Here is a 22,190-nt window from a genome sequence, read left to right as displayed (position 1 = left end):
CTCATGACATGGGTGGAGGTGTGGCGCGCGATTGGAGACGGGTCAGGGTGGCGAGGAGTGTCTTGATCAATTGCCCGGGCTGGATCTCGGCGCGGCTTGCATGGTTGCTTGCCGCCAGGGAGAGCGCCTGCTCGCGGGCGGGATCGTCCCAGATGCTGCGCAGGGCCTGGTGCCAGCTCTCCGCTCCTGCTCCCGCCGGGATGAGGATGCCGCCGCGACCAACGCTTTCCGGCAGGCCGCCGACCGCGCTCGCCAGCACCGGGATACCGCTGAACTGCGCCTCGGTGGCGACCCTGCCCCAGGCTTCCGGGAAAACGCTGGGGGCAATCAATAGGCGGGTGTCATGGTAAACGCTTTTCATGTCCAGGGTGGATCCGCGGACCTGCACGTTGGCCAAGGGCCGGCAGCGATTGACGAGCTGGCGGCGCCCCTCCTCCCCCAGCGGCCAGCTTTCCTGCAGGACGAAGGGGATGTCGGGGCAACGGTGCGCGAGTTCCAGCACGGTTTCCAGCCCCTTGGAAACCACCGGGTTAACGAACAGCACATGGCGTGGCCGCCTCGGTGTCGTGTAGGCCTCGGCGCGGACGAGTGGCGGAATGACGACCGCCTCGATGCCCAGGCTGCGTTCGACCTCCGCCGCGGTATAGCGGGAGTTGGCGATGAAGCCCAGCAGCGGGTGGTGGGGGATCTCCCCGCCAAGGCGGGCGAAATCGACGTCGCGGAAGTAGAGGACGGTGGGAATGCCTTCCGCCACCAGCGCGCGCGCCAGCGGAACCGGATGCCCAGCTTGCACGATGGCGGCATCGGGGGCGAATTCGCGCGCCACTTCCTTGATCGCGGCAGCGCCGATGCCGTAGCCCCGGAAGATGCGGTAGGGATGGCGTGTGTCCGCGGGGAAGGCCCTGTGGGTCAAGGTCTTGATGAGCCGGTTGCGCAGCCAGGTGCTGCCGCTGGTCGCCAGGCCGCACAGGACGGCTGGCTCGTGATCCTGGGTCAGCAGCGCTTTGGCAAGGTCGTGGGTGGAGGCTTCGGAACCGCCTACGCGTTGCGGTAGGTAGCTATGGGTAGTGGCAAACAGGATCCGCATGGGGGTGAAACAGAAAGGTTATCGGCGTGGCTTGAGGCGTAGCCGGCCAAGGATCAGGCCGAGCTCGGATTTCAATGGATGGTTGTGGAGGTGCACGCCGGCGAGCCAGCCGATGCCGGCCAAGGGCAGCGCCAGGCCAAGGAGCGGCAGCGGCTGCAGCGCCAGGCCGAGAAAATCGTCGGCGGCCAGCACCAGCCCCGGCCCGGCGAGGGACCACAGCACCAGATAGTAGGAGCTGCGGGTGGCCCGCCACAGCTGGCCGGCGCTGACGTCGAAGACCGCGTTCAGCGCCTTGAAGTACAGCAGCAGCTCGACCACGTAAGCCAAGCTGAAGGCCAGCACCACGCCTTCCAGCGGCCACCACAGTGAAGATGCCAGCGCGGCCATGCGCACGCCCTGCAGCCACAGCTGGGCGCGCATGACCACGTCGACCTTGCCGACAGCGGTGAGCGAGGTGCTGACCATGGAGGTGGAGGTGGACAGCACCGCGAAGCCGCACAGCAGGGAGGCGAGCGGCGCCGCCCTTTCCCACTGGTGGCCGAACAGGAAGAGGATCAGCGGCCCGGCGAGCAGCGCCAGCAGCGCCAGCGCCGGCGCGGTGAAGGCGATCATGTAGGGCATGGAGCTGCAGTACATCTCGCCGGGATGGCCGCCCTCGCGCACCCGCTTGGCGAAGGAGGGGAAATAGACCCCGCGCACCAGCACGAAGAGCTGGCCCAGCGTCATCTTGCGCAGCGCGTCGGCACGGCTGAAGAAGGCCACGTCGGCGAAACCCAGGGTGCGGCCGAGGATGAGGTCGGGCGCGCTGGAGCCCAGCTCGGTGAGCAGCGAGCTGGTGCTGGCCATGGAGCCGAAGCGCACCACCTCGCCCAGGCCGCGGGTGGTGGGCAGCATGAAGATCTGGCCGCGGCGGATGAAGTTGAGCAGCACCACGTTGGCGACGTTGCCGGCGATCGCGCCCCAGGCCATGCTCAGGTAGCTCTCGCCCAGGTAGGCGGTGATGACGGTCACCGTGCTGGCCACCAGCGCATTGGCGATGTTGACCAGGGCGATCTTGTCGAACTGCAGCTCCCGCCGCAGCAGGGACAGCAGCGGCGAGCCGAAGGGCAGGATGACGAAGTTGATCGAGATGAGGCCGAGCACGCCGGCCACGCCCGCGTTGTCGTAGAAGGCTGCGGCGGGATGGCGCAGCAGCAGCAGCAGCAGCGCGATGGTCCAGGAGATGGCCAGCGTCACCGTGAAGGCGGCGCGCAGCCGTTCGCGGGTGATCTCCTTGGCCTGGATCAGGAACTGGCCGACGCCGAATTCACGGAAGACGTGGGCGAAGGCGAGGATGGAGGCGGCCACCGAGAAGATGCCGATCTCGCTCGGTGTCAGCAGCCGCGAGACGATGATGACGCTGGCGAAATTGATCGCGAAGGTGGAGAACTGGGAGAACGCGCTGATTCCCAGCGAACGGCGGATGCTCATTGCGGACGTTGCGGTTCGCCGGCGGTCTTCTCGATGAAGTAGCGCGGGCGTTGCTTGGTTTCCAGGTAGATCTTGGCCAGGTACTCGCCGATGATGCCGACACACAGCAGCTGCACGCCGCCCAGCAGGTAGATGGGCACCACGGTGGACGCCCAGCCGGGCACCGCATGGTCGGAGAACAGTTTCACCCACAGCGCCCAGGCGGAGATGGCGAAGCTGCCCAGCGAGATCAGCAGGCCAAGGCCTGTGATCATGCGCAGCGGTGCCGCCGAGAAGGAGGTGATGCCCTGCCAGGCGAAGGCCAGCATCTTGCTCAGCGGGTACTTGGATTCGCCGGCGAAGCGTTCGGCGCGGTCGTAATACACCGTGGCGGAGGGAAAGCCCAGCTGCGGGATGATGCCGCGCAGGAAGAAGTTGCTCTCGCCATACTCGCGCAGCGCGGCAACGGCGCGCCGGCTGAGCAGGCGGTAGTCGGCGTGGTTGAAGACGATTTCCACCCCCATGCGCGCCAGCAGTTTGTAGTAGCCCTCGGCGCTGGCGCGCTTGAAGAAGGTGTCGGTTTCGCGGCGACGGCGCACGCCATAGACCACGTCCATGCCGGCGAGGTGGGCATCCACCATCTGGGCGATGGCTTCCAGGTCGTCCTGCAGGTCGGCGTCCACGCTGACCATGGCGTCGCCGTCGGCATGGAAGAGGCCGGCCAGCAAGGCGTTCTGGTGGCCGCGGTTGCGCGACAGCTTGATGCCGCGTATCCATTTCGATTGGGCAGAGAACTCCTCGATCAGCGCCCAGGTGCGGTCCTTGCTGCCGTCGTCCACCAGCAGCGCATGGCTGTCGGCGGCGATGCGGCCCTGGCCGCTCAGGCGCTCCAGCAGCTCGGCCAGGCGCTTGACGGTCTCGGGCAGGACCGCTTCCTCGTTGTAGCAGGGGACGACGATGGACAGTCTCATTGCAGCGCTTTTTCCTTGCTGGACGAGGAGGCCGAGCTGGCGCGGAAGGTCCACAGCCGGTTCAGCAGGAAGTTCCAGACCAGCGTGCCCAGGGTGGCACCGAACTGGGCGGGGACCGGATGCAGCCCGAGCTGGGTGAGGCCGGCCAGGATGGCGGCATTGAGCGCCAGCCCCACTGCCGCGGTGGCGATGAAGCGGGGCAGGGCCTCGGCGTGGCGGCGGCAGGAGGCGAAGGTGTAGCGCCGGTTGAGCTGGTAGTTGAAGCCGGCGCTGATGATGAAGCCAATGCTGCTGGCCGCCACCGGCGTCACCCCGGGCAGGAGCAATACCAGGTAGATGGCGTAGTGCAGCACGGTGGCGCCACCGCCGACGACGAGGAAGCGGAACAGCTGGCGGCGCAGCATCAACGAGCGTCCCGGCGGCCCAGGTGCGCGAGGTAGCTGCCCAGCAGCACCGGCAGCACCCACAGCATGGGCACGTGGTACTTGCCGGCGCTCTCGAACACGCTGTGCAGCGTGAAGAGGTAGAGCCACAGCCACAGCGGCAGCCGCGCCAGCGCAGGGAAAGAGGCGGCGCGATGGCGCAGCGCCAACGCAGCGGCGGCCAGCACCGCCCACATCGCCAGCCACCAGGCATTCGCCAGCGCTTTCAGCGCGGCGTACAGGCGGTCGTCATCGCTGGCGCCGCCTACCTTGAAGGTGCCGTAGACGCCAGCGGCATCGTCGCCCATGAAGCGGGCCTGCTTTTCCGGGATCAGCGCGGCGAAGTCCGCCGGAGCCGACTTGATCCACTCCATCGCCAGGCGCTTGCCCTCGCGGTCGCGCTCCAGTTCGCCGAGGTCCCCGAGGTCGATTTCGCCGCGCTTGGTGTAGCCGCCGGTGGCCTGTGGATTATTGGCGCGGTAGAAGTTGTCGCCGCCATTGGTGGAGACCAGCACGAACTGGCCGAACACCTGGTAGTTGCGCAGCGTCCAGGGCGCGACAGCGAGCGCGGCGCCCAGGCCGAGCAGCAGGCACAGCAGCAGCGCCCGCACGGTGGGGCGCAGGCCGACCAGCAGCAGTATCCAGAAGGTCGGCAGCAGGAATTGCAGCGCCGGCTGCACCAGCACGCAGGCGCCCAGCATCAGGCCAGCCGGAACGGCGTGCCAGCTCCGGCCGGTGCCGCGCAGGGCGCCGACGATGACGAGGCATACCCAGGGCAGCAGCGCGACCACCACCATTTCCTTCTCGGGCGTGGCGGTGTTGGTGAGCAGATTCGGCCAGACGGCGAACAGCAGCGCCGCCAGCCGGCCGGCCGCGGTGCCGCCGAGCTGGCCGGCAAGCCGGCCCACACCCCAGCAGGCGACGACGAAAAGCACCAGGTTGGAGACCAGCCAGGCGGCCTTGCCGGTGCCCAGCATGCTCATCCAGGCGGCCAGGAACAGCGGGTAGCCCACCGGCCAGTAGGCGCTGGTGCCGGAAATCTCGTAGGGCTGGCCTTCGACCAGCTGACGGGCGAGGGCGGTGTAGATGGCGCCGTCCGAACCGGGCTCGGCGGGGAATAGCAGGATCCAGCCCAGGCGCAGCAGCAGACCCAGCGCCAGGATGGCAGGCAGGGACAGGCGGGCGCAGCGCTCTGTCAGGCAGGCGGACCAGGCCGGCAAGCGCCGCGCCAGCCACAGCACGAAGACCGCGAACACCAGCGTGCAGGCGCCGGCCACCGCCGCCATGCGCGGCCCGCTCCAGCTGGTGGTGAGCCGCAGCGTCAGCAGCGGCGTGGCATAGGCCGCCAGCAGCGCCAGCGCGAACAGCGGGAGATCCAGCCAGCGGCCCGCGATCAAGGGCTGGACGGCGGCGCGGAAACTGCCCGTGTGCGGTTCCGGGGCGAGCGCGGTCGCGGGCGTGCTCATCGGTCGCTGCGATTCAGACCAGCACCTCGACCACCGCCGGGTGGCCGAGGAAGGCTTGCGGGCTGGCGCTGGCGCCGTAGGCGCCGGACTGGAAGACAGCGATCAGGTCGCCGGGGCCGGCGCAGGCCAGCTCCATGCGGTCGGCCAGCAGGTCCAGCGGGGTGCACAGCGGGCCGACCACCGAGACGGTCTCGGTGGGGCCGTCCGCGCTGCGGGTGCCGACGGCCACAGGGTAGTTCTTGCGGATCACCTGGCCGAAGTTGCCGGAGGCGGAAAGGTGGTGGTGCAGGCCGCCGTCGGTGACCAGGTAGACCTGGCCGCGCGACACCTTGCGATCCACCACCCGGCTCACATAGACGCCGGCTTCGCCCACCAGGTAGCGACCGAGCTCGATCACCAGCTCGGCTTCTGGCAGCTCGGCCGCCGCCCGCTCGGCGAGCTGGGTGAGGTTGGCGGCGATCGGCGCCAGGTCCAGCGCCTGTTCGCCGGGGAAGTAGGGAATGCCGAAGCCGCCGCCGAGGTTGAGGAAGCGCACCGGCGAAGGCGCATCGGCGGCCAGGCGCAGCGCCAGCTCGTAGCACTTGCACTGGGCCTCGACGATGGCCTCGGCCTTGAGGTTCTGCGAGCCGGCGAAGAGGTGGAAGCCTTCGAAGGCGAGGCCGGCCTTGCCAATGGCGGCGAGCAGGGCGGGCACTTCCTCCGCGTCCACGCCGAACTGCTTGGGGCCGCCGCCCATCTTCATGCCGGAGCTCTTCAGTTCGAAGTCCGGATTCACCCGCACGGCCACCCGCGCCGGCCAGCCGGTGTCGGCGCAGAGCGCGGCCAGCTCGTCCACTTCGCGGAAGGACTCGATGTTGATCAGGATGCCGGCGGCGATGGCCTGGCGCAGCTCGGCGGTCTGCTTGCCGGGGCCGGCGAAGCTGATTTCCCGCGGATCGCCGCCGGCGTCCAGCGCGATCTTCAATTCGCCGCCGGAGGCGACGTCCAGCCCATCGACCAGTCGCGCCATATGGCCGACCACCGCCGGCATCGGGTTGGCCTTGATGGCGTAGTGCAGCTTGATCGCCTGCGGCAGCGCGGCGCGCAGTTCGGCGACACGGGCGTCCAGCAGGCCGCGGTCGTAGGCGTAGAAGGGCGTGCGGCCGACTCGGTCGGCCAGGCGCGCCAGCGGGATGCCGCCGACGGTGAGCTGGCCTTCCCGCTCGGGGAAGCCGCTGCGCGGCGCGTGGCGGGGTGGCGTGCGGACGGCGTCGTTCATGCGCGGGATTCCGGAGCGTAGGTGGCGGACAGGGCCTTGCGGTCTATCTTGCCGTTGGGGTTGCGCGGCAGCGGGCCAGCGTGGACGGTGATCGCCGCCGGCACCATGTAGGCCGGCATGCGGGCGCGGCAGGCGGCCAGCAGTTCGGCCGGCTCCAGGCTGCCATCCTGCGGCGGCGTGGCGACCACGTGGATGGCCTGGCCCAGGGTGTCGTGGGCGACGCCGAAGGCAGCGCATTCGCCCACCAGCCGGGTGGCGTAGAGGATTTCCTCGACCTCTGTGGGGCTGACGCGGTAGCCGGAGGTCTTGATCATCTCGTCGCGGCGGCCGATGAAGTAGAGATAGCCCTCGTCGTCCATGCGCACGGTGTCGCCGGAGAACACCGCGATCTCCGGCAGCATCAGCCCGGCTTCGCGGCCGGGGGCCTTGCCGGGCAGCGGCTTGAAGCGCTCGGCGGTCTTCTCGGCGTCGTTCCAGTAGCCCATCGCCACCAGCGCGCCGCGCTGCACCAGTTCGCCGGGCTCGTTGGGCGCGCAGGGCGAGCCGTCCTCGCGCAGCACCATCACCTCGGCGTTGGGAATGGCTTTGCCGATGGAGTCCGGCCGGCGGTCGACTTCGGCGGGCGGCAGGAAGGTGGCGCGGAAGGCTTCGGTGAGGCCGTACATCAGGAAGGGACGGGTGCGGGGGAAGTGTTCCCGCAGCCGGGTCAGCGTCTCCAGCGGCATGCGGCCACCGGTGTTGGCGATGTAGCGCAGATGTCCGGTGACGGTCTCTGGCCATTTCAGCTGGGCGAGCTGTATCCACAGCGGCGGCACCGCGGTGAGGCCGGTGACCTGCTCGCGCACGACCGCGTTGAGCACGTCGCGCGGCATCAGGTAGTTCAGCAGCACCACGCGGGCGCCGCTGTGGAAGGCGGTGGTGAGCTGGGAGAAGCCGGCGTCGAAGGACAGCGGCAGCGCGGCCAGCAGGGTGTCCTCGGCGCAGTTCTCCAGGTAGCTGGCAACGCTCTTGGCGCCGGTGACCATGTTGCGGTGGGACAGCACCACGCCCTTCGGGCGGCCGGTGCTGCCGGAGGTGTAGAGGATGGCCGCCATGTCGGTGTCGATGACGCGGTGGCTGGCCGACGGCGCGCTGCCGGCGAGGTCGTCCCAGCGATGCACCGAGGCGCCGGCCACTTCCGGCAGCGCTTCCGGATTGCCGGTGAGCACGACGTGGCGCAGGTCGTGGCAGTCGGCCAGCACGGAAGCGAGGGCATCCAGCCGTTCCGGCGAGGTCACCAGCACGCGGACGTTGCAGTCGCGCAGGATGTAGCCCACCTGGTCCGGCTTGAGGATGGGATTCACCGGCACGAAGACGCCGCCGGCGGCGCTGGTGCCGAAGGTGGCGACGACGTTGGCGATGCTCTTGTCGAGGAAGATGCCGACGCGTTCGCCACGGTCCAGGTGCAGCCCGAGCAGGCCGCCGGCGAAGGCGGCGATGCGGGCGGCGAGTTCGGCGTAGGGCAGGTGTTCCGCCGCGGCCGTCAGCGCGACGCGCTCGGGGGCGCGGGCGGCGGAATCGGCGACGAGATGGTGAAGCAGGTAGGTAGCGTTCATCGGCGTCTTGTGCGGGGCATGCTGTCTACATGGCGGGCGCAAGTCTATACGAATGTGGATGCCGCTTTTGCGACATCCTTCTCCGCCGCGCCCATTCAGGGATGGGGGAAGCTCGGGGCTCAGCCTCTGCGCAAGGCCAGCCGGCCGGCCTTGCGCGCGGCCCGTAACGGCAGGGCGCCGAGGAAGCGGCCGAGGGCGAGGAGGAAGGGCTGGGGATCGGACAGGCTGGCGAACAGGCCGCGCACGCCGCGGGCGAGCAGGAAGCCCGGCTGGCGGGCGGCGAGCCAGAGCAGGGCGCCGGGGTCGCGCTCGCCGTTCATCCACACGCGGCGGTCCTGCTGGATGGCGGTGGGCAGCGGCAGTCCGGCCTGGTGGCAGTACTCGATCAGCGGCAGGTTGACGCCGTTGGCGACGCAGAGGTCGGCCCAGAAGTCGGTGCGGCCCACGGTCGGTTCGATGACCCACTGGGTGCCGTCCGGTGCCTGCTTGAGCTCCAGCGACACCGGGCCGGAGAACTCCAGCCCGTCGAAGAAGCGCAGCGCGAGGCGGTGAATGTCGTCGTCCACAGCGGAGACCGCGAGCGTGGTATGGCCCATCGGCCGGGAGCGCAGCTTGCGGCCTTCGAAGCGGGCGAGCGGCTTGCCGTGGTCCAGATAGAGCGCGCCGAAGCGGATGGCTTCGTCACCGCCGGGAATGAACTCCTGCACGATCACCGGCAGGCTGCCGCTGATGCGGCCGCGCGCGGCTGCCAGCGCCTCGGCGCTGTCGGCCACTACCGTCTTGAAGGCGGACACCGGCCGCGTCGGCTTGGCGATCACTGGGAAACGCAGGCCGGCCAGGTGCTCGTCGATGCGTTCCAGGTCTTCCAGCACCACGGTGCGGGGATAGTTGTGTCCGGTTTCGCGGCAGCGCCGCTCTATGCTGTCCTTGCCCAACAGGGGCAGCAAGCGCTCGGCGGCATCTCCCCAGGCCAGTTTGTAGTGCGGCAGGATGCGGCCGACATGGCGGCCCACCGTCTCCACCATGCGGTCGCTGGTCAGCAGCAGCACGGGTTTGGGCGAGGCGGGAAGCTCTGCAGCGAGGGCAATGAGTGAATCGATCAGCCCTTCGCGGTTGATGTCCGGCACAATTCGTACTTTGGCGCAGCGGGTGCGCACCCCGGGAAGCCGGGTGTCCGCCTCCAGCGCGATGACTGGAACGCCGTTGCGGTGCAGCGCGCGGACGATGCCGAGACCGTGGCCGCAGAGCCCCACGACGATGGCTGCAGGGCGATCCAGGGAAGGCGTCATGACGTTGGCGGAATGTTGGACCACCGCATTTTGTCACGAGAACGGGCTTCCCGCTTACATATAATCCCGGTTCTGCGGAGACAGTGCCGGTCTTCAGCCTGGAGATTGATTTTGAACGTGTTCAAGGAAGTAATCGCCATTCTCGACGACGTGCTCAGCCTGCAGGGGCGAGCGGCGTCGATGACGGCGGAAACCCCGCTGCTGGGCGCGGTGCCCGAACTGGATTCGATGGCGGTGGTGGGCATCATCGGGGCGCTGGAGGAGCGCTTCGAAATCGTCTTCGACGACGATGAAATCGACGGCCAGACCTTCGCCACCGTGGGTTCCCTGGTGGACGCCGTGGCCGGCAAGCTGGGCTGAAGTCCTTGGTCTCCCCGGTGCGGCGCGCCCAGCCGGAAGCCTTCCACCTTCCGGCGCCGGACGGCTTCCGTTTCTGCGTGGCATGGCAACCGCCCGCCGGCGTCGTGCGGCGCGGCGCGGTGGTGCACGTGCCGGCCTTCGCCGAGGAGATGAACAAGTCGCGCCGCATGGTGGCGCTGCAGGCCCGCGCCTGGGCTGAACAGGGCTGGACCGTGCTGGTGCCGGACCTGCGCGGCTGCGGCGACAGCGCTGGCGACAGCGGCGACGCCAGCTGGGACGACTGGCTGGAAGACGTGCGCCGTGCCTTCGACTGGGCCCGCGGCCAGGGTGACGGCCCGGTGTGGCTGTGGGGCCTGCGCCACGGCGCGCTGCTCGCTACCGCGGCGGCGATGCGTTTCGGGCTGGCTTGCGGGCTGTACCTGTGGCAGCCGGTTGCCAATGGCAAGCAGCATCTGCAGCAGTTCCTGCGGCTGCAGTCCATGGCGCATGTGGTCGGCAAGGCCAAGGACGAGCGCGCGCCCGGCCCGGACCAGATCCTGCAGGCGGGCGGCCTGGTCGAGATCGCCGGCTACCGCCTCTCCCCGGCGCTGGCCGAGGGGATGCGCGCCGCCACGCTGACGCTGCCGCCAACGGCGCGCAGCTTGTGCTGGCTGCAGTTGGGGCCGGGCGACGATGCCGGGCCTACGCCGGCGGCGGAGCGCCTGTCCAGGGCGTGCGAGGAGGCGGGGCGCGGCTTCATGTTCGAGCGCATCGCCACCCCTTCTTTCTGGCAGACGCAGGAGATCGAGGTGTCGGAGGCGCTGACGGTCGCCGGTTGCCGTCTGCTGGCGATGGAATCCGCGGAGGCGCTATGCCCGTGAACGAGACGCCGCTCAATTTCGACTGCGGTGAGGACAGGCTCATCGGCGTGCTGCATCGCCCGGAGGGGCCCGCGGCGCGTGGCGTGGTGGTGATCGTCGGCGGCCCGCAATACCGCGCCGGAAGCCATCGCCAGTTCGTCGAACTGGGACGGGGGCTGGCCGAGGGCGGCCACGCCTGCCTGCGTTTCGACTACCGTGGCATGGGCGACAGCAGTGGCGAGATGCGCGACTTCCGCCACATCGGCGAGGATGTGCGCGCCGCGGTGGATGCGCTGCTTTCCGCCTGTCCCGAGTTGCACGAGGTCGTGCTGTGGGGCTTGTGCGACGGCGCTTCCGCCGCACTGATGTATGCCCAGCAGGACGCCCGCATCGCCGGCGTGGTGGCGGTCAATCCCTGGGTGCGCAGTGCCGAGTCGCTGGCGGAGGCGCGGGTGCGCCACTATTACCTGCAGCGCCTGCTGCAACCGGAGATGTGGCGCAAGATCGCCAGCGGCCGCTTCGAGTGGCGGCGTTCGGTGTGGGGTGCGGTGGAGGCGGTGGCGCTGATCGCCGGCCGCATGCTGAGGCGCCGGCGCCCGCCGCCCGCCGCCGAACCCAGCTTCCAGCAGCGGATGGCCCATGGCTGGCAGGGGCTGCGCGACAGCACCCTGTTCGTGCTCAGCGGCCGCGACATCACCGCCCAGGAGTTCTTCGATCATGCCTGCAGCGACCCCGCCTGGCAGCCCTTCGACGGCAGCGAGGGGCCCTGCCTGCGTCGGGTGCCGGAGGCCGATCACACCTTCGCCGCGGCGGCCTGGAATCAGCAATTGATCGCCCACACCCTTGCCTGGCTGGATGCAGCCCCCTTCGCTTCTAGGAGTCTCCCATGAGCCAGCAGGCCGGCACCGCCGCCGAGCAGGGCCTCGTCTCGGTCGTCATCCCCGCTTACAACGTGGCCGAACACATCGGCGAAGCCATCGCCAGCGTGCGGGCGCAGAACTGCCCGCAACTGGAGATCATCGTGGTGGACGATGGCTCCAAGGATGGCAGCGCCGAACTGGTGGAGCGAGAGCATCCGGACGTGCGCCTGTTCCGCAAGGAGAACGGTGGCGCCGCGTCTGCCCGCAACCTGGGCATGCGGGAAGTCCGTGGCGAATACGTCGCCTTCCTTGATGCGGACGACGTCTGGTTGCCGGGCAAGCTGGAGGTGCAGATCGCCTACCTGCGCGCGCGGCCCCAGGTCGGCCTGGTCTGCTCCGGCTTTTCCCATTGGGAGGCGGATGCTGACGGCCACTTCCCAGATCCGCAGGCGCGCTACCCGGAACCGCCCGGCATGGCGGTGGACAGCCTCCGCTCCGGCTGGATCTACCACAAGCTGCTGCTGGACAACTTCGTGTGGACCTCCACCGTGCTGATGCGCCGCAGCCTGATCGAGAAGATTGGCTATTACGACGAATCCCTGCGCCTGGGTCAGGACTACGAGTACTGGCTGCGCGCCGCGCGCGACACCGAGATCCACCGCCTGGCCGGCATCATGGCGCTCTACCGCAAGCATCGTGGCAGCGCCACCGTGCGCGGTGCGGACGTGAACTACGCCGCGCGGGTCGTGGCCGGCGCGGTCGAGCGTTGGGGGCTGGCGAGCCCGAATGGCGAATCCATCACCCAGGAAGCCTTCCGCGAGCGTCTGTCACGCATCCATTTCATGATGGGCTACGGCCACTACCAGCGCGGCAACGCCTCCACCGCGCTGCGGGAGTTCCTCGCCTGCGCCAAGCTCCGGCCAGCTCATGTGAAGTCCTGGGCCTACGTGCTGCTGGCAGGCGCCCGCTCGCTGACCAGGTCGGCAGACCGCTAGTCTGCGGGCGGCGTTTTCAGCTGCCGGACAGCTTGCGGGGCCTCTATTTCAGCCAGCTGCAACCCGCGCGGCCACCCGGTTTGCGCGCCATCGCTGGAGGGCGTAGAAAGGCGGTCGCCCCCTTCCGCCCGGAGTACCGGACATGGCTTTCCCCCGCCCCGCCCACCGCCCCGTAATCTTCCTCCGCTGGCTGGCGTGCCTGTTGTCCAGTGTGCTGCTGACGGCGACCGCGCTAGCCGGCTACCGGGTCGAAGGCACGCCGATGGCCGAACTGGCGGGACGGCTGGAGCCGGGGCAGTTCGCCGAGTTGCAGACCACGCTGCCGCTTGGCTACAAGCGCTTCTACGACGTGCTGCGGGTGAGGCTGGACGACGGCCGCGGCATCGAGATCGACGGCTGGACCGACTCCGCCGGCTGGGATCCCGGCCGCGCCAGCACGTATTTCATCGGCGAGCGCCAGTACAAGAAGTTCATTTCCTACGACGCCGTCGCCAACACCTGGCGCGAGCTGGGCTGGGAGGGCGAGCCGCCGCCCAAGTACGAGCAGTACGGCCACACCTATGGCCGCACCGCGCTGGACAGCAAGCGCGGCGACTACTACCTGCTGTCCGGCGCCAGCCTGTTCCGCTACCACATCGACAGTGCCCGCTGGAGCGCGCTGGGCGAGGTGCCGATCAAGGGCTTCCTGTCGATGGAATGGCACGAGAAGCTGGACAAGCTGGTCGCCGTCAGCCCCGGCCACCAGGTCTATGCCTTCCGCGACGGCGAGTGGACCACGCTGGGCAAGTCGGCGGTGGACGGCTACCACTCCCTCGGCCGCTACAACCGAAAGCGCGGCGACATGCTGGTCGCAGGCGGCAACGAAAGCCTGCGCAAGGTCGACCTCATCGACGGCCAGGGCCACATCAAGTCCATGCCGGACGCGCCCTTCGACATCGCCATCAAGGACACCGCCCTCACCTACGACCCCATCAGCGGCAACTACCTGGTGTTCCGCCGCAACCAGCGTCAGCTCTACGAGTTGAACCCCGATCGCGGCGAATGGCGTCTCGCCGAAGACTGGAACAAGGGCGGCTGGCCCTTCGGCCAGTACGGCTACCACGTACCCATCGTCATCGACGAACTCGGCGTGATCCTGTGGCAGCACGAAGGCGGCCCGCGTCTCTACCGCCACCGCAGTGCCTTTGCTGCCGGCGCGCCCATCGCGCCGGCAGCCGACAAGGCCGACAAGGCCGACAAGGCCGACAAGGCCGACAAGGCCGACAAGGCCGACAAGGCGGAGAAGGCGGAGAAGGCGGAGAAGGCGGAGAAGGCGGAGAAGGCGGAGAAGGCGGAGAAGGCGGAGAAGGCGGAGAAGGCGGAGAAGGCGGAGAAGGCGGAGAAGGCGGAGAAGGTGGCCACTGCGGCTCCCCGGCCGGCCGCGCATGCGCCGCAGGAGGGCGAGCCGCGCGGCCTGCCGGTGCCGGAGGCGTTCGCGCTGCCTGATCCCAAGCCCTATGCCCTGCCCGGCATGAAGGCCGAGACGACGGAAGCGGTTTCATCCAAGGCGCCCGTCAAATCCAGTGGCAGCGCCCGCATGGCCGAGCATGAGCCGGCTGCCCCGCCTGCGCCCAAGGCCACGCCTGAGGTCAAAGCCGAGAAGGCGGAGAAGGCAGAGAAGGCGGAGAAGGCGGAGAAGGCGCCGCCGGCCGCCTCGCCCCAGTCCGCCGCTGGCCACGCCGCCCAAGGTCCGCTGGTGCGGGGCGGCCCGCCGCCGGCACCGGTGCCCCCGGCCCGCATGGCCGCGTTGCTGAAGCAGATGAAACCGGGGGAGTGGAAGCTGGTGCCGACCACGTTGCCGCAGGGCTACAACAAGCTCTCCGAAGTCTTCTTCGTCCGCTTCTGCCCGCTGGAGTCCGGCCAGGGCACCTATGGCAACGGCTGGATGGACGCCTTCGTCTACGACCCCTCGACCCAGGCCTTCTTCGCCATGCTGATGCGGGACAAGAGCGAGAAGCGGCTGGTGTGGCTGGATGCCGAACTGCGCTGGCACCTGGCCTCCAACCCGGAAGGCGTGGGCGACTGCTCCTACAACCGCCGCGCCTTCAACCGCCTTTCCATCGTCGATGGCCAGCTCTACTGGCCGCCCGCCTTCTGGGGCAACGACCGCAAGCGGGTGGGCGAATTCCGCCGCGCACCGACCCGTGCCTTCATCGAGCACGGCAATGCCCGCTTCGACGACTACGGCGTTGGCATCGGCATCACCAGCCTGGGCCAGGCGGGCGACCACGCCGCCGAGTGGTTCCCGGAACTGGGCGGCTGGATCATGCACATCGCCGGCAGCGACACCCGCAACGCCGACGATGCCCACTGGCCGGCGCGCGGCGGCCACACCGAACAGGGCGCGGCGGAGAACAAGGTCTTCGCCGGCCGCATCTTCCTTTACCACCCGGGCGACGCCGGCTGGACCTACCTGGACCGCACCTACAGCCAGGGTTTCCGCGGCCGCCTGGTGTACAACCCGATACGCCACGAGATGCTGGTCGCTCCCGGCGGCTACGGCCCGGACGACGAGTTCGCCCGCGTCACCGCCGAGGGCAAGGTGGAAAAGCTGGACCGGGCCCGGCTGGAGAACGGCGAGGTGTTGCACTACCACACCAGCAACAACAACCTCACCTACGACCCGGTAACCGGTGACTACCTGTGGTGGAGCTACAACCACCAGCGCATCTGGCGCAGCAAGGACGGCCGGGTGTGGTCGGAGTACGAGGATTTCGCCAACTACCGCTTCAACGGCGAAGGCGGCCTGTTCGGCGCCAGCAGCTTCATCCAGGTGGCGCCGATAGCGGGCACGGATGGGCTGGCGTGGTTTGATCCGAACCGCGGGCTGATCTTGCATCGGCTGCGCCACTGAGGGCGGTGCTTGTCATTGCCTGCCGCGGCTGAGCCCGCTTGGCAGCAAGGTGGGCAGCAAGGTGGTCAGGCAGACAACGGAGGCGGCTTTTTCCCCGGCGAGGAGCAGGGGTTGAGGGAGAGGGGCTCCGTGGGGCTGAAACGCAGCCGCCCCTTTGGGGCGCCCCTTCTCCCCTTTCATGCGAGAGGAGGGAGAGTAAACCCCGGCCACTCCCTTGCGATTCCATCTATGCGCCTAGCGCCGTAGGATCAAGCGCAGCAAGGTCGCCGGACCACTCAGCAACAGCCCGGCATCCTGCCTCAGCAACTCGAAGAACTCACCCGGCACCGCCTCGCGCCGGCGCAGGCAGGCGAACAGCCCTTGCCAGACGTCGCGGCGCCCCACCGCGATGCGCTCTCCCAGGCGCTCGGCCGCCACCGGAAAACCCTGCACCAGCGGTTTCATGGCGATGCGCGATTTCAGGTAGTAGAGGCTGCGCAGGAAGGCGGCGCGGGAGTTCCAGCCGCCTTCGGAGAAGATGTTCACCCCGCGGCCACGCACGGTATCCACCCGGCTGGAGATGAGCATGCGCGGCCGGCGCGCGGCCAGCATGGTGACGAAGAGGCCGTCTTCGCCGGAGGTGCGCAGCCGGCTGTCGAAGCGGATGTCGGCGATGAGTTCGCGGCGCACCGTCAGCACGCTCAACTGGCCGATGGGGCCGCACACCGAGTAATTGATCAACTCGTCCGCCAGCGCCCGCGCCCAGGGTGGGTCCTGCAGCGGCGTCAGTCGCAGGCGGTCGCCGTAGAAGCGGGCGTGGGCCAGCTTGTCGCCGCCATCCACCTGCCAGTCCGAGGTGTAGGCGTCGTAGCCCAGCTCGAAGGCACGCAGCGCGGCGCTGAGGTGGTCCGGCTGCCAGCTGTCATCCGAGTCCAGGAAGGCGACGTAGCTTTCCTCACCCAGTGCATCCAGCGCCAGATTGCGCGCCGCGCCGGGGCCGCCATTGGGCTGCTTGAGGATGCGGACCTGGAAGTTGGCCGGCCAGGAAACCTCGGCGAGCTCCGGTTCCGGTGGCGCGGGCGACGCATCGTCGGCGACATAGACGTGCACCGGCAGGGCCACATCCTGGGCGGCGACCGAGCGCAGCGCGGCGGCGAGGATGCCGGGCTGGCGCTGGTAGTAGGGAATGATGACGGCGAACACGGTGGGCGGCTCGGGGGCTTACTGGTCTGGAGAAGGCGGCAGCGCAAGAACCAGCCGCCAGCGGTGGGTGCCGGCGGCGAGCCGGCGGCGTGGCAGGCAGTGGCCGAGGCCGCCGGGCAGCGTGGCAGGCAAGGCGGTCTCCTGCCAGTTTTCGTCGCCCGCGAGCTCCGGCTCGATTTCCACCCTCTGCCAGCCGATGTCGGCCATCAGCGCATGGCCCTGGGGATTCAGGTACTCGATGGTGCCCTGCGCGCCCACCTCCAGCTGCAGCTCGCGGCTAATGCGCGGCGGCTCCAGGCCCAGCTCCATCACCAGCCGGGCTTTCAGGCCGGGTAGGCGCTGGCGGCGCAGGGATTCGCTGCGGCCTAGGCGGCCGCCGAGGAAGCGCCAGTCGAAGGCGGCGATCAGCCGGCGCCAGGTGGTGTCGGGCGGCGTGCGGGTCAGCGTGCGGGCGCTGCCGTTCAGGACGATGCGGTGGCCTTCGGCCTGGGGCTCGATGGCCACTTCGTCGAAGTCGCTCAGTGCATACAGCCGGCCGCCGGCGCGGAACAGCGGCGTCCACCCGGCGAGGGCGGGCTGGGCGAGCAGTTCGGCGAGTGGGCGGCGCAGCGGCGGCGGCAGCAAGGGCCGGCCCAGGGTGGAGACGAAATGGAAGGGCTGGCCGCCGGCGTAGCGCAGTTCGGCTTCGTTGAGGCTGAAGGCCTGCGGTAGCTGGCCACGGGTGCCCAGGGCGAGGCTGGTGCCGCTGGCGCTGCGCAGGCACAGCAGGCCGGCGCTGCCGTCATGGAAATGGGCGGGGCATTGATCGCCTTGCCAGCGGATTCCATGCAGGGCGGCCGGGGCTTCGGTGCGCTTGCGCAGATGCAGAGCGAAGGCGACGACGCCGGCGGTCCAGGCGTTGTACACCGACAGGTGCATGTAGTTGTCCCAGCCGGCATCGGCGGCGCTGGCGCCGGCGGGCGTCAGCCACAGCAGGCCGTCGGCGCGGAACTGGTGACTCAGCCGGGTTGCGAGAGCGGCTGCCGGGGCGACGCCATCGCAGGTGGGAGAGAGCAGCAGCAGGGCGGCGAGCAGACAGCCATCGCCGAACAGGGCGTGGCTGCTGCGGCCCAGACCGCCGGCGAGGGCGGTCGCGTCCCAGTAGCGGGCAGTCCAGTCCAGCAGGCGCCGGGCCTGGGCGGCGAGTGCCGCATCGCCATCCAGCCGGGCGAGCAGGGCGATGAGGAAGAGCGCCTTGTGGTGATAGGCCTGCGGCGTGGCGACGCGGCCGGCCGGCTGGGCGGGGAAGTCGATGAAGCCGCCGTCGCTGGTGGTCCAGCGCTGCAGCAGGGCGAGGAATTCGTCGCGTTTGGCGGCGCGCTCCTGGCTGCCGGCTTCGGTTTCCAGCACCTGGGTGGCGGTGGCCAGCAGGCTCCAGTTGTTGGACGGGTAGGGCGGCCGCAGCGGGCAGCGGGCGAGGCCAGCGGCGAGCTTGGGGGCGAGGGCTGCGTCGTCTGTCTGCAGCTGGCGCAGCAGCAGGAGCAGCAGGCGGTTGAAGGGCAGGTGGCCGAGCCGCTCGGCTGGCGTGGCCAGCCAGGCGTCCAGCGCGATCGTCGCGGCTGCGGTTTGGCCGGCGGCGGACAGGGCCAGCGCGGCGCTGAGGTTGCCGTAGTGGTCCGGCGGCGTGGGTGCGTCCAGCAGCGGATCGTGCAGGCCGCCGGTGGGCCGCAGCTGTGCGGCGAGCGCCGGCAGCAGGCGGGCGAGCAGGGCCTCGGCCGCGGCGATGGCGCGGTCCATCAGTGGTAGAGGTTGCGCAGCAGGCGCAGGGCGAAGCGGCCGGGCGTCTTGTCCCACGGGGTGAAGCGCGGCAGCTGGTAGGGGTCGCTGTCCGCGCTGGCGGCACCGTAGTTGGTGGAGACGGCGGCGTCGAAGCCGCAGGCGCGGGCCAGCGCGACGTGTTCCTCGGTGTAGTCCTTGCCCTTGCGGCCGTTGGGGTAGGCGAAGAGGCGCGGCGATTCGCCGAGGATCTCTTCCAGCCTGGCCTTGCCGAGGCGGATCTCCTGCTCGGCGGCGGCGAGGTCCTGGCGCGCCAGGATGGGGTGGCTGTTGGTGTGGCCGCCGATCTCCATGCCCAGGGCACGCAGTTCGCGCAGCTGGGCGCTGCTCATCATCAGGTCGTCCGGCAGGGTGACGCCGAAGCTGGCGGCCAGCGCTTCCGCGGCCTGCAGCCGGGTTCCCGGCGGCTGGTACTTGAAGTGGGAGACGAGCACGCCGACCAGTTTGTGGCGGTCCGCCGCGCTGGCGAGCGGATGGCTGCCGAGGCCGAGCGCGGACAGGTCGCACTGTTCGCCGGGCAGGCGTCGGGCGAGCTCGATCAGGGTGTCGTTGAACATGCGGCCGCCATCCAGGTAGCCGGTGGCGATGAAGAAGGTGGCCGGCAGGCCCAGTTCGCGCAGGATGGGCGCGGCGATGGTGAGGTTGTCGGCGTAGCCGTCGTCGAAGGTGACGCAGGCGGCGCGCGGCGGCAGGCTGCCCTCGCGCAGGTGTCGTACCGCCTCGCCCAGCGGCAGGACGTTGAAGTGTCGTGCCAGGGTGCGCATCTGCCAGCGGAAGGTGGCAGCGTCCGGGTCGCCGGGCAGCAGCGGGTCGGGCGCTGGCAGCACGCGGTGGAAGATCAGGGTGCTGAGGCGGGCGCGGCGGCCGCCGGGGGAGGCGAGGCCGAGGGCGGCGCGTACCGCCGGGGTGAGCAGGGCGTCGGCGTTCATGCGGGCAGTTCTTCGCGGGCGTGGGGCGGGGCAGGCTGGGCGGTGTCGACCAGGCAGACGATGTGGCGGAACTTGCCGTTGGGCATGGGCGGGATCTCGTCGACAGCGTCTACCGCGACCGCGACAGCCTCGCCCAGGCGGGCGCGAAAGGCGGTGGCCAGCGCGTCGGCGACGCCGTCCGGCACGCCGCCCTGCATGCGCAGCAGCAGGCGCACCTGGTCGCGACGCTCCTGCACGATGCGGTAGGCCTCCAGACCGGCGAGCTCGCGCAGCAGGTGGTTGAAGGCGCTGCCGTGCACCCAGGCGCCGTCGCTGGCGATCAGGCCGTCGTTGGCGCGGCCGCCGATCTCGGCCAGCAGCGGCAGGCCGCGGCCGCAGGCGCAGGGCGTGGCGGACAGGCGGCCGCGATCGCCGGTGCGGTAGCGGATGAAGGGGAATTCCGGGCCGGCGAGGTTGGTGACGAGGATGTCGCCTTCTTCGCCAGCCGGCAGGCGGTGCCCGGCTTCGTCCACCACTTCGACGATGACCTCCTCCGCCGTCAGGTGCAGGCTGCCCTGCGGGCATTCGCGGGCGAGGAAGCCGGCGTCGCGTGCGCCGTATTCATTGGCGACGCCGCAGCCGAAGGCCTGGGCGATGGCCTCGCGCCATTCCGGCCGCAGTACTTCCGAGGTGCAGAAGGCGACGCGGATGCCGAGGTCGTCCATGCGCAGGCCGCGGGTGCGGGCATGGAAGGCGAGGCGGGACAGCGCCGAGGGATAGCCGAACAGCATGCGCGGCCGGCTGCGGCGCAGGTCGGCGAGGATGGCGTCCATGCGCGCCGGGGTGAGGTCGTGGGTGGGAATCAGCCGGGAGCGCAGCAGGCGGTCGCGCCACTCGCGCAGTCTGTCCTGGGCGCCATGCTCGATGGCCGAGCCCCACAGCACCGCTTCCGGATCGCCGATGTCCACGCCCCACCAGCGCATCGCCCGCCACTTGGCGGCGATGTCGAAGCTGACGCGATGGCGGCCGAGCAGGAAGCGCAGCGGCTCGCCGGAGGAGCCGCTGGTCTGCTGCCAGGCGGCGTCGACCGCGCCTTCGGCCTGCCAGGCGCTGCCCTGGCTGCGGATCAGCGCCTTGTCGGTAACGGGCAGCAGGGCGAGATCGTCGAGCGAGCGGAAATCCGCCGCGGTCAGCTTCGCCTGGGCGAACAGCTCGCGGTAATAGGGCACGCGGGCGGCGGCCCGGGCCAGCAAGCGGCGCAGCCGCTCCAGCTGCAGGGCCTGCAGGCCGGCGGTGTCCAGCCACTGGCTGCGCTCCAGTTCGCGCAGGATGGCGACGGTGTCGTGGCGCTTCAGGCGCTCGTGCAGCGGGAACAGCAGCCGCGAAGCGAACAGGGTGTAGGCGCTCATGGACGGGCTGGCGGCCTTACTTGGCGCCATCGGCCAGACTGCTGTCGGCGGTGGCCGGTGCGGCGGCAGACTTGGGCGCGGTGATGGCCTGGAAGGCGGCGAGCAGCTGCGGGATGCGCGTCTGCCAGGCGTTGATGCGGGCGTGTTCCAGAATGGCCTCCCGCTTCCATTCGCGCTCGAAGGCTGTGCGCAGGGCGTCGCGCAGCGCCTCGGCATCGCCATAAGGCACCAGCAGGCCGACATCGTCAGAGCTGACCACCTCGGCGTTGCCACCGACCCGGGTGGTGACGATGGGCAGGCCGCAGGCGGAGGCTTCGAGGAAGACGTTGGCCCAGCCCTCGAAGCGGGTGGCAAGGACGAAGACGTCGCCTGCGGAATAGACGTAGCGCAGCTCGTCCGGCGACTTCGCGCCTATCAGGTGCACGCAGTCCTGCAGCCCGAGGGCGGTGATCTGCGCCTCCAGATCGGCGCGGTTGTTGCCCTCGGGGCTGGCGCCGCCGGCGACCACGAAGTGGATGTCGCCATGGCTCTGGCGCAGCTGCGGCAGCACCTCGATGACGCGGTGGAAGCCCTTGCGCTCGGTGAGGCCGCCGACGGACACCAGCATGCGCACGCCTTCCGGCAGGCCGAGGCGGCGGCGACTCTCCGCCTGGTCCTCGGGGCGGAAGCGCTCCAGGTCCACGCCGTTGCCGACCACCTGCAGGTGGTCCGGGGCGTGCCCCCAGGAGATGGCGTCCTGGCGCAGGGAGTCGGCCACCGAGAACACCCGGGCGGCATCGTGGATGGCCTGGTCTATCTGGCGCTTCTGCGCCTTGCTGCGGCCGAAGCGCAGCAGGCTGCCGCGCAGGGTGATGGTGTAGGGCACGCCCAGCCAGCGCGACAGCAGGCGGGCGGCGGCGCCGTCCGGATAGACGAAGTGGGAGTCGATCAACTCGTAGTCGAATTCCCGCTTCAGCCGGCGCATCAGCGGAAGACTGCCCAGCGCCTGCAGCCAGGCGTCACTCCACTTCAGGATGCCGGGGAAGCAGAAGAAGCGCGGGTGATAGACGCGGATGCCGTCCTGCTCCTCGTAGGCCGGCACCGCCGGCCGGTAGTGCGGACGCAGGCGGCGCAGCAGACCCTGGAAGGGGAACCAGGGCACCGGCGCCACCACTACCAGGTCCAGTTCGGCGGCCACGCGGCGCATGCGTTCGCGCACGAACAGGCCGTAGTTCGGCTGGGCGCTGTTGGGATAGACGCGGGTGTAGACCACCAGGCGCGGGCGCGGATGGGTCACGCTCCGGGAACTCCTGCAAGATGTACATGGGGGACGGCAAGCGCGCTGCCGGCCGGAACAGTAGCAGATTATCCCGGCTTTCCCAGCGTCATGTCTCGGAGATATTTCCCACCGGC

Annotated in this window: 18 protein-coding genes; 5 read left to right on the top strand and 13 right to left on the bottom strand. The window is 69.8% G+C overall.

The features are described 5' to 3' along the window. Position 1 precedes the first annotated feature (1 nt). The 8 genes from GRF61_RS01135 to GRF61_RS01100 all read right to left on the bottom strand — a co-directional run bounded on the left by GRF61_RS01135 (position 2) and on the right by GRF61_RS01100 (position 9,561). Positions 2-1,087 (bottom strand): glycosyltransferase, encoded by a 1,086-nt coding sequence (locus GRF61_RS01135; RefSeq protein ID WP_169148906.1) that lies wholly within the window; start codon positions 1,085-1,087, stop codon positions 2-4. A gap of 18 nt (positions 1,088-1,105) precedes the next feature. Beyond that, a complete protein-coding gene (locus GRF61_RS01130) occupies positions 1,106-2,557 on the bottom strand; it encodes an oligosaccharide flippase family protein (RefSeq protein ID WP_169148905.1) in 1,452 nt (483 codons plus the stop codon). Beyond that, a complete protein-coding gene (locus GRF61_RS01125; RefSeq protein ID WP_169148904.1) occupies positions 2,554-3,507 on the bottom strand; it encodes a glycosyltransferase family 2 protein in 954 nt (317 codons plus the stop codon). Before GRF61_RS01125 ends, GRF61_RS01130 begins: the two co-directional genes overlap by 4 nt. Continuing rightward, positions 3,504-3,911, bottom strand: coding sequence for a GtrA family protein (locus GRF61_RS01120; protein WP_169148903.1), 408 nt, complete (start codon positions 3,909-3,911; stop codon positions 3,504-3,506). The genes GRF61_RS01125 and GRF61_RS01120 overlap by 4 nt, the downstream gene beginning before the upstream one ends. Continuing rightward, positions 3,911-5,395: a glycosyltransferase family 39 protein gene (locus GRF61_RS01115; RefSeq protein WP_169148902.1), complete on the bottom strand. Its 1,485-nt coding sequence runs from the start codon at positions 5,393-5,395 to the stop codon at positions 3,911-3,913. The genes GRF61_RS01120 and GRF61_RS01115 overlap by 1 nt, the downstream gene beginning before the upstream one ends. A gap of 13 nt (positions 5,396-5,408) precedes the next feature. After that, positions 5,409-6,653: a pyridoxal-dependent decarboxylase, exosortase A system-associated gene (locus GRF61_RS01110; RefSeq protein ID WP_169148901.1), complete on the bottom strand. Its 1,245-nt coding sequence runs from the start codon at positions 6,651-6,653 to the stop codon at positions 5,409-5,411. Then, a complete protein-coding gene (locus GRF61_RS01105; RefSeq protein WP_169148900.1) occupies positions 6,650-8,248 on the bottom strand; it encodes an acyl-CoA ligase (AMP-forming), exosortase A system-associated in 1,599 nt (532 codons plus the stop codon). Before GRF61_RS01105 ends, GRF61_RS01110 begins: the two co-directional genes overlap by 4 nt. A gap of 119 nt (positions 8,249-8,367) precedes the next feature. Continuing rightward, a complete protein-coding gene (locus GRF61_RS01100; RefSeq protein ID WP_348982326.1) occupies positions 8,368-9,561 on the bottom strand; it encodes a hypothetical protein in 1,194 nt (397 codons plus the stop codon). Positions 9,562-9,654: 93 nt separating this feature from the next. Here GRF61_RS01100 and GRF61_RS01095 point away from each other — a divergent pair, with 93 nt between their 5' ends. From GRF61_RS01095 to GRF61_RS01075, 5 genes are all read left to right on the top strand, one after another. Next, positions 9,655-9,897 (top strand): acyl carrier protein, encoded by a 243-nt coding sequence (locus GRF61_RS01095; RefSeq protein WP_348982325.1) that lies wholly within the window; start codon positions 9,655-9,657, stop codon positions 9,895-9,897. 5 nt (positions 9,898-9,902) lie between these two features. Further along, positions 9,903-10,757, top strand: a complete 855-nt coding sequence (locus GRF61_RS01090) for a hydrolase 2, exosortase A system-associated (RefSeq protein ID WP_169148898.1) — start codon at positions 9,903-9,905, stop codon at positions 10,755-10,757. Continuing rightward, entirely contained in the window at positions 10,754-11,626 is an 873-nt protein-coding gene (locus tag GRF61_RS01085; protein ID WP_211165666.1) for a hydrolase 1, exosortase A system-associated, read from the top strand. The genes GRF61_RS01090 and GRF61_RS01085 overlap by 4 nt, the downstream gene beginning before the upstream one ends. Beyond that, positions 11,623-12,591 (top strand): glycosyltransferase, encoded by a 969-nt coding sequence (locus GRF61_RS01080; RefSeq protein ID WP_169148896.1) that lies wholly within the window; start codon positions 11,623-11,625, stop codon positions 12,589-12,591. The genes GRF61_RS01085 and GRF61_RS01080 overlap by 4 nt, the downstream gene beginning before the upstream one ends. Positions 12,592-12,733: 142 nt before the next feature. Then, positions 12,734-15,484 carry a hypothetical protein gene (locus tag GRF61_RS01075; RefSeq protein ID WP_169148895.1) on the top strand — a complete coding sequence of 917 codons (2,751 nt, stop codon included), beginning with the start codon at positions 12,734-12,736 and terminating at the stop codon, positions 15,482-15,484. Positions 15,485-15,718: 234 nt separating this feature from the next. On the opposite strand, the gene GRF61_RS01070 is transcribed toward GRF61_RS01075, so the two are convergent. From GRF61_RS01070 to GRF61_RS01050, 5 genes are read right to left on the bottom strand one after another with little or no spacing between them, the layout of a single operon-like run. After that, positions 15,719-16,666: a glycosyltransferase family 2 protein gene (locus GRF61_RS01070; RefSeq protein WP_169148894.1), complete on the bottom strand. Its 948-nt coding sequence runs from the start codon at positions 16,664-16,666 to the stop codon at positions 15,719-15,721. A gap of 18 nt (positions 16,667-16,684) precedes the next feature. Further along, positions 16,685-18,442, bottom strand: a complete 1,758-nt coding sequence (locus GRF61_RS01065; protein ID WP_169148893.1) for a hypothetical protein — start codon at positions 18,440-18,442, stop codon at positions 16,685-16,687. After that, positions 18,442-19,410 (bottom strand): polysaccharide deacetylase family protein, encoded by a 969-nt coding sequence (locus GRF61_RS01060; protein ID WP_169148892.1) that lies wholly within the window; start codon positions 19,408-19,410, stop codon positions 18,442-18,444. The genes GRF61_RS01065 and GRF61_RS01060 overlap by 1 nt, the downstream gene beginning before the upstream one ends. After that, complete coding sequence (locus tag GRF61_RS01055) at positions 19,407-20,828, bottom strand: AMP-binding protein (protein WP_248281056.1); 1,422 nt, start codon at positions 20,826-20,828, stop codon at positions 19,407-19,409. The genes GRF61_RS01060 and GRF61_RS01055 overlap by 4 nt, the downstream gene beginning before the upstream one ends. Then, entirely contained in the window at positions 20,815-22,074 is a 1,260-nt protein-coding gene (locus tag GRF61_RS01050; protein ID WP_211165665.1) for a glycosyltransferase, read from the bottom strand. Before GRF61_RS01050 ends, GRF61_RS01055 begins: the two co-directional genes overlap by 14 nt. Between the last annotated feature and the right edge of the window lie 116 nt (positions 22,075-22,190).

Origin of the sequence: Azoarcus sp. TTM-91 (genome assembly GCF_012911025.1) — a bacterium.
In the GTDB taxonomy this organism is placed as follows: Bacteria; Pseudomonadota; Gammaproteobacteria; order Burkholderiales; family Rhodocyclaceae; genus Azoarcus.
Note: the sequence above shows the minus strand (reverse complement) of the source record. Positions and strands in the feature narration are given on the sequence as shown.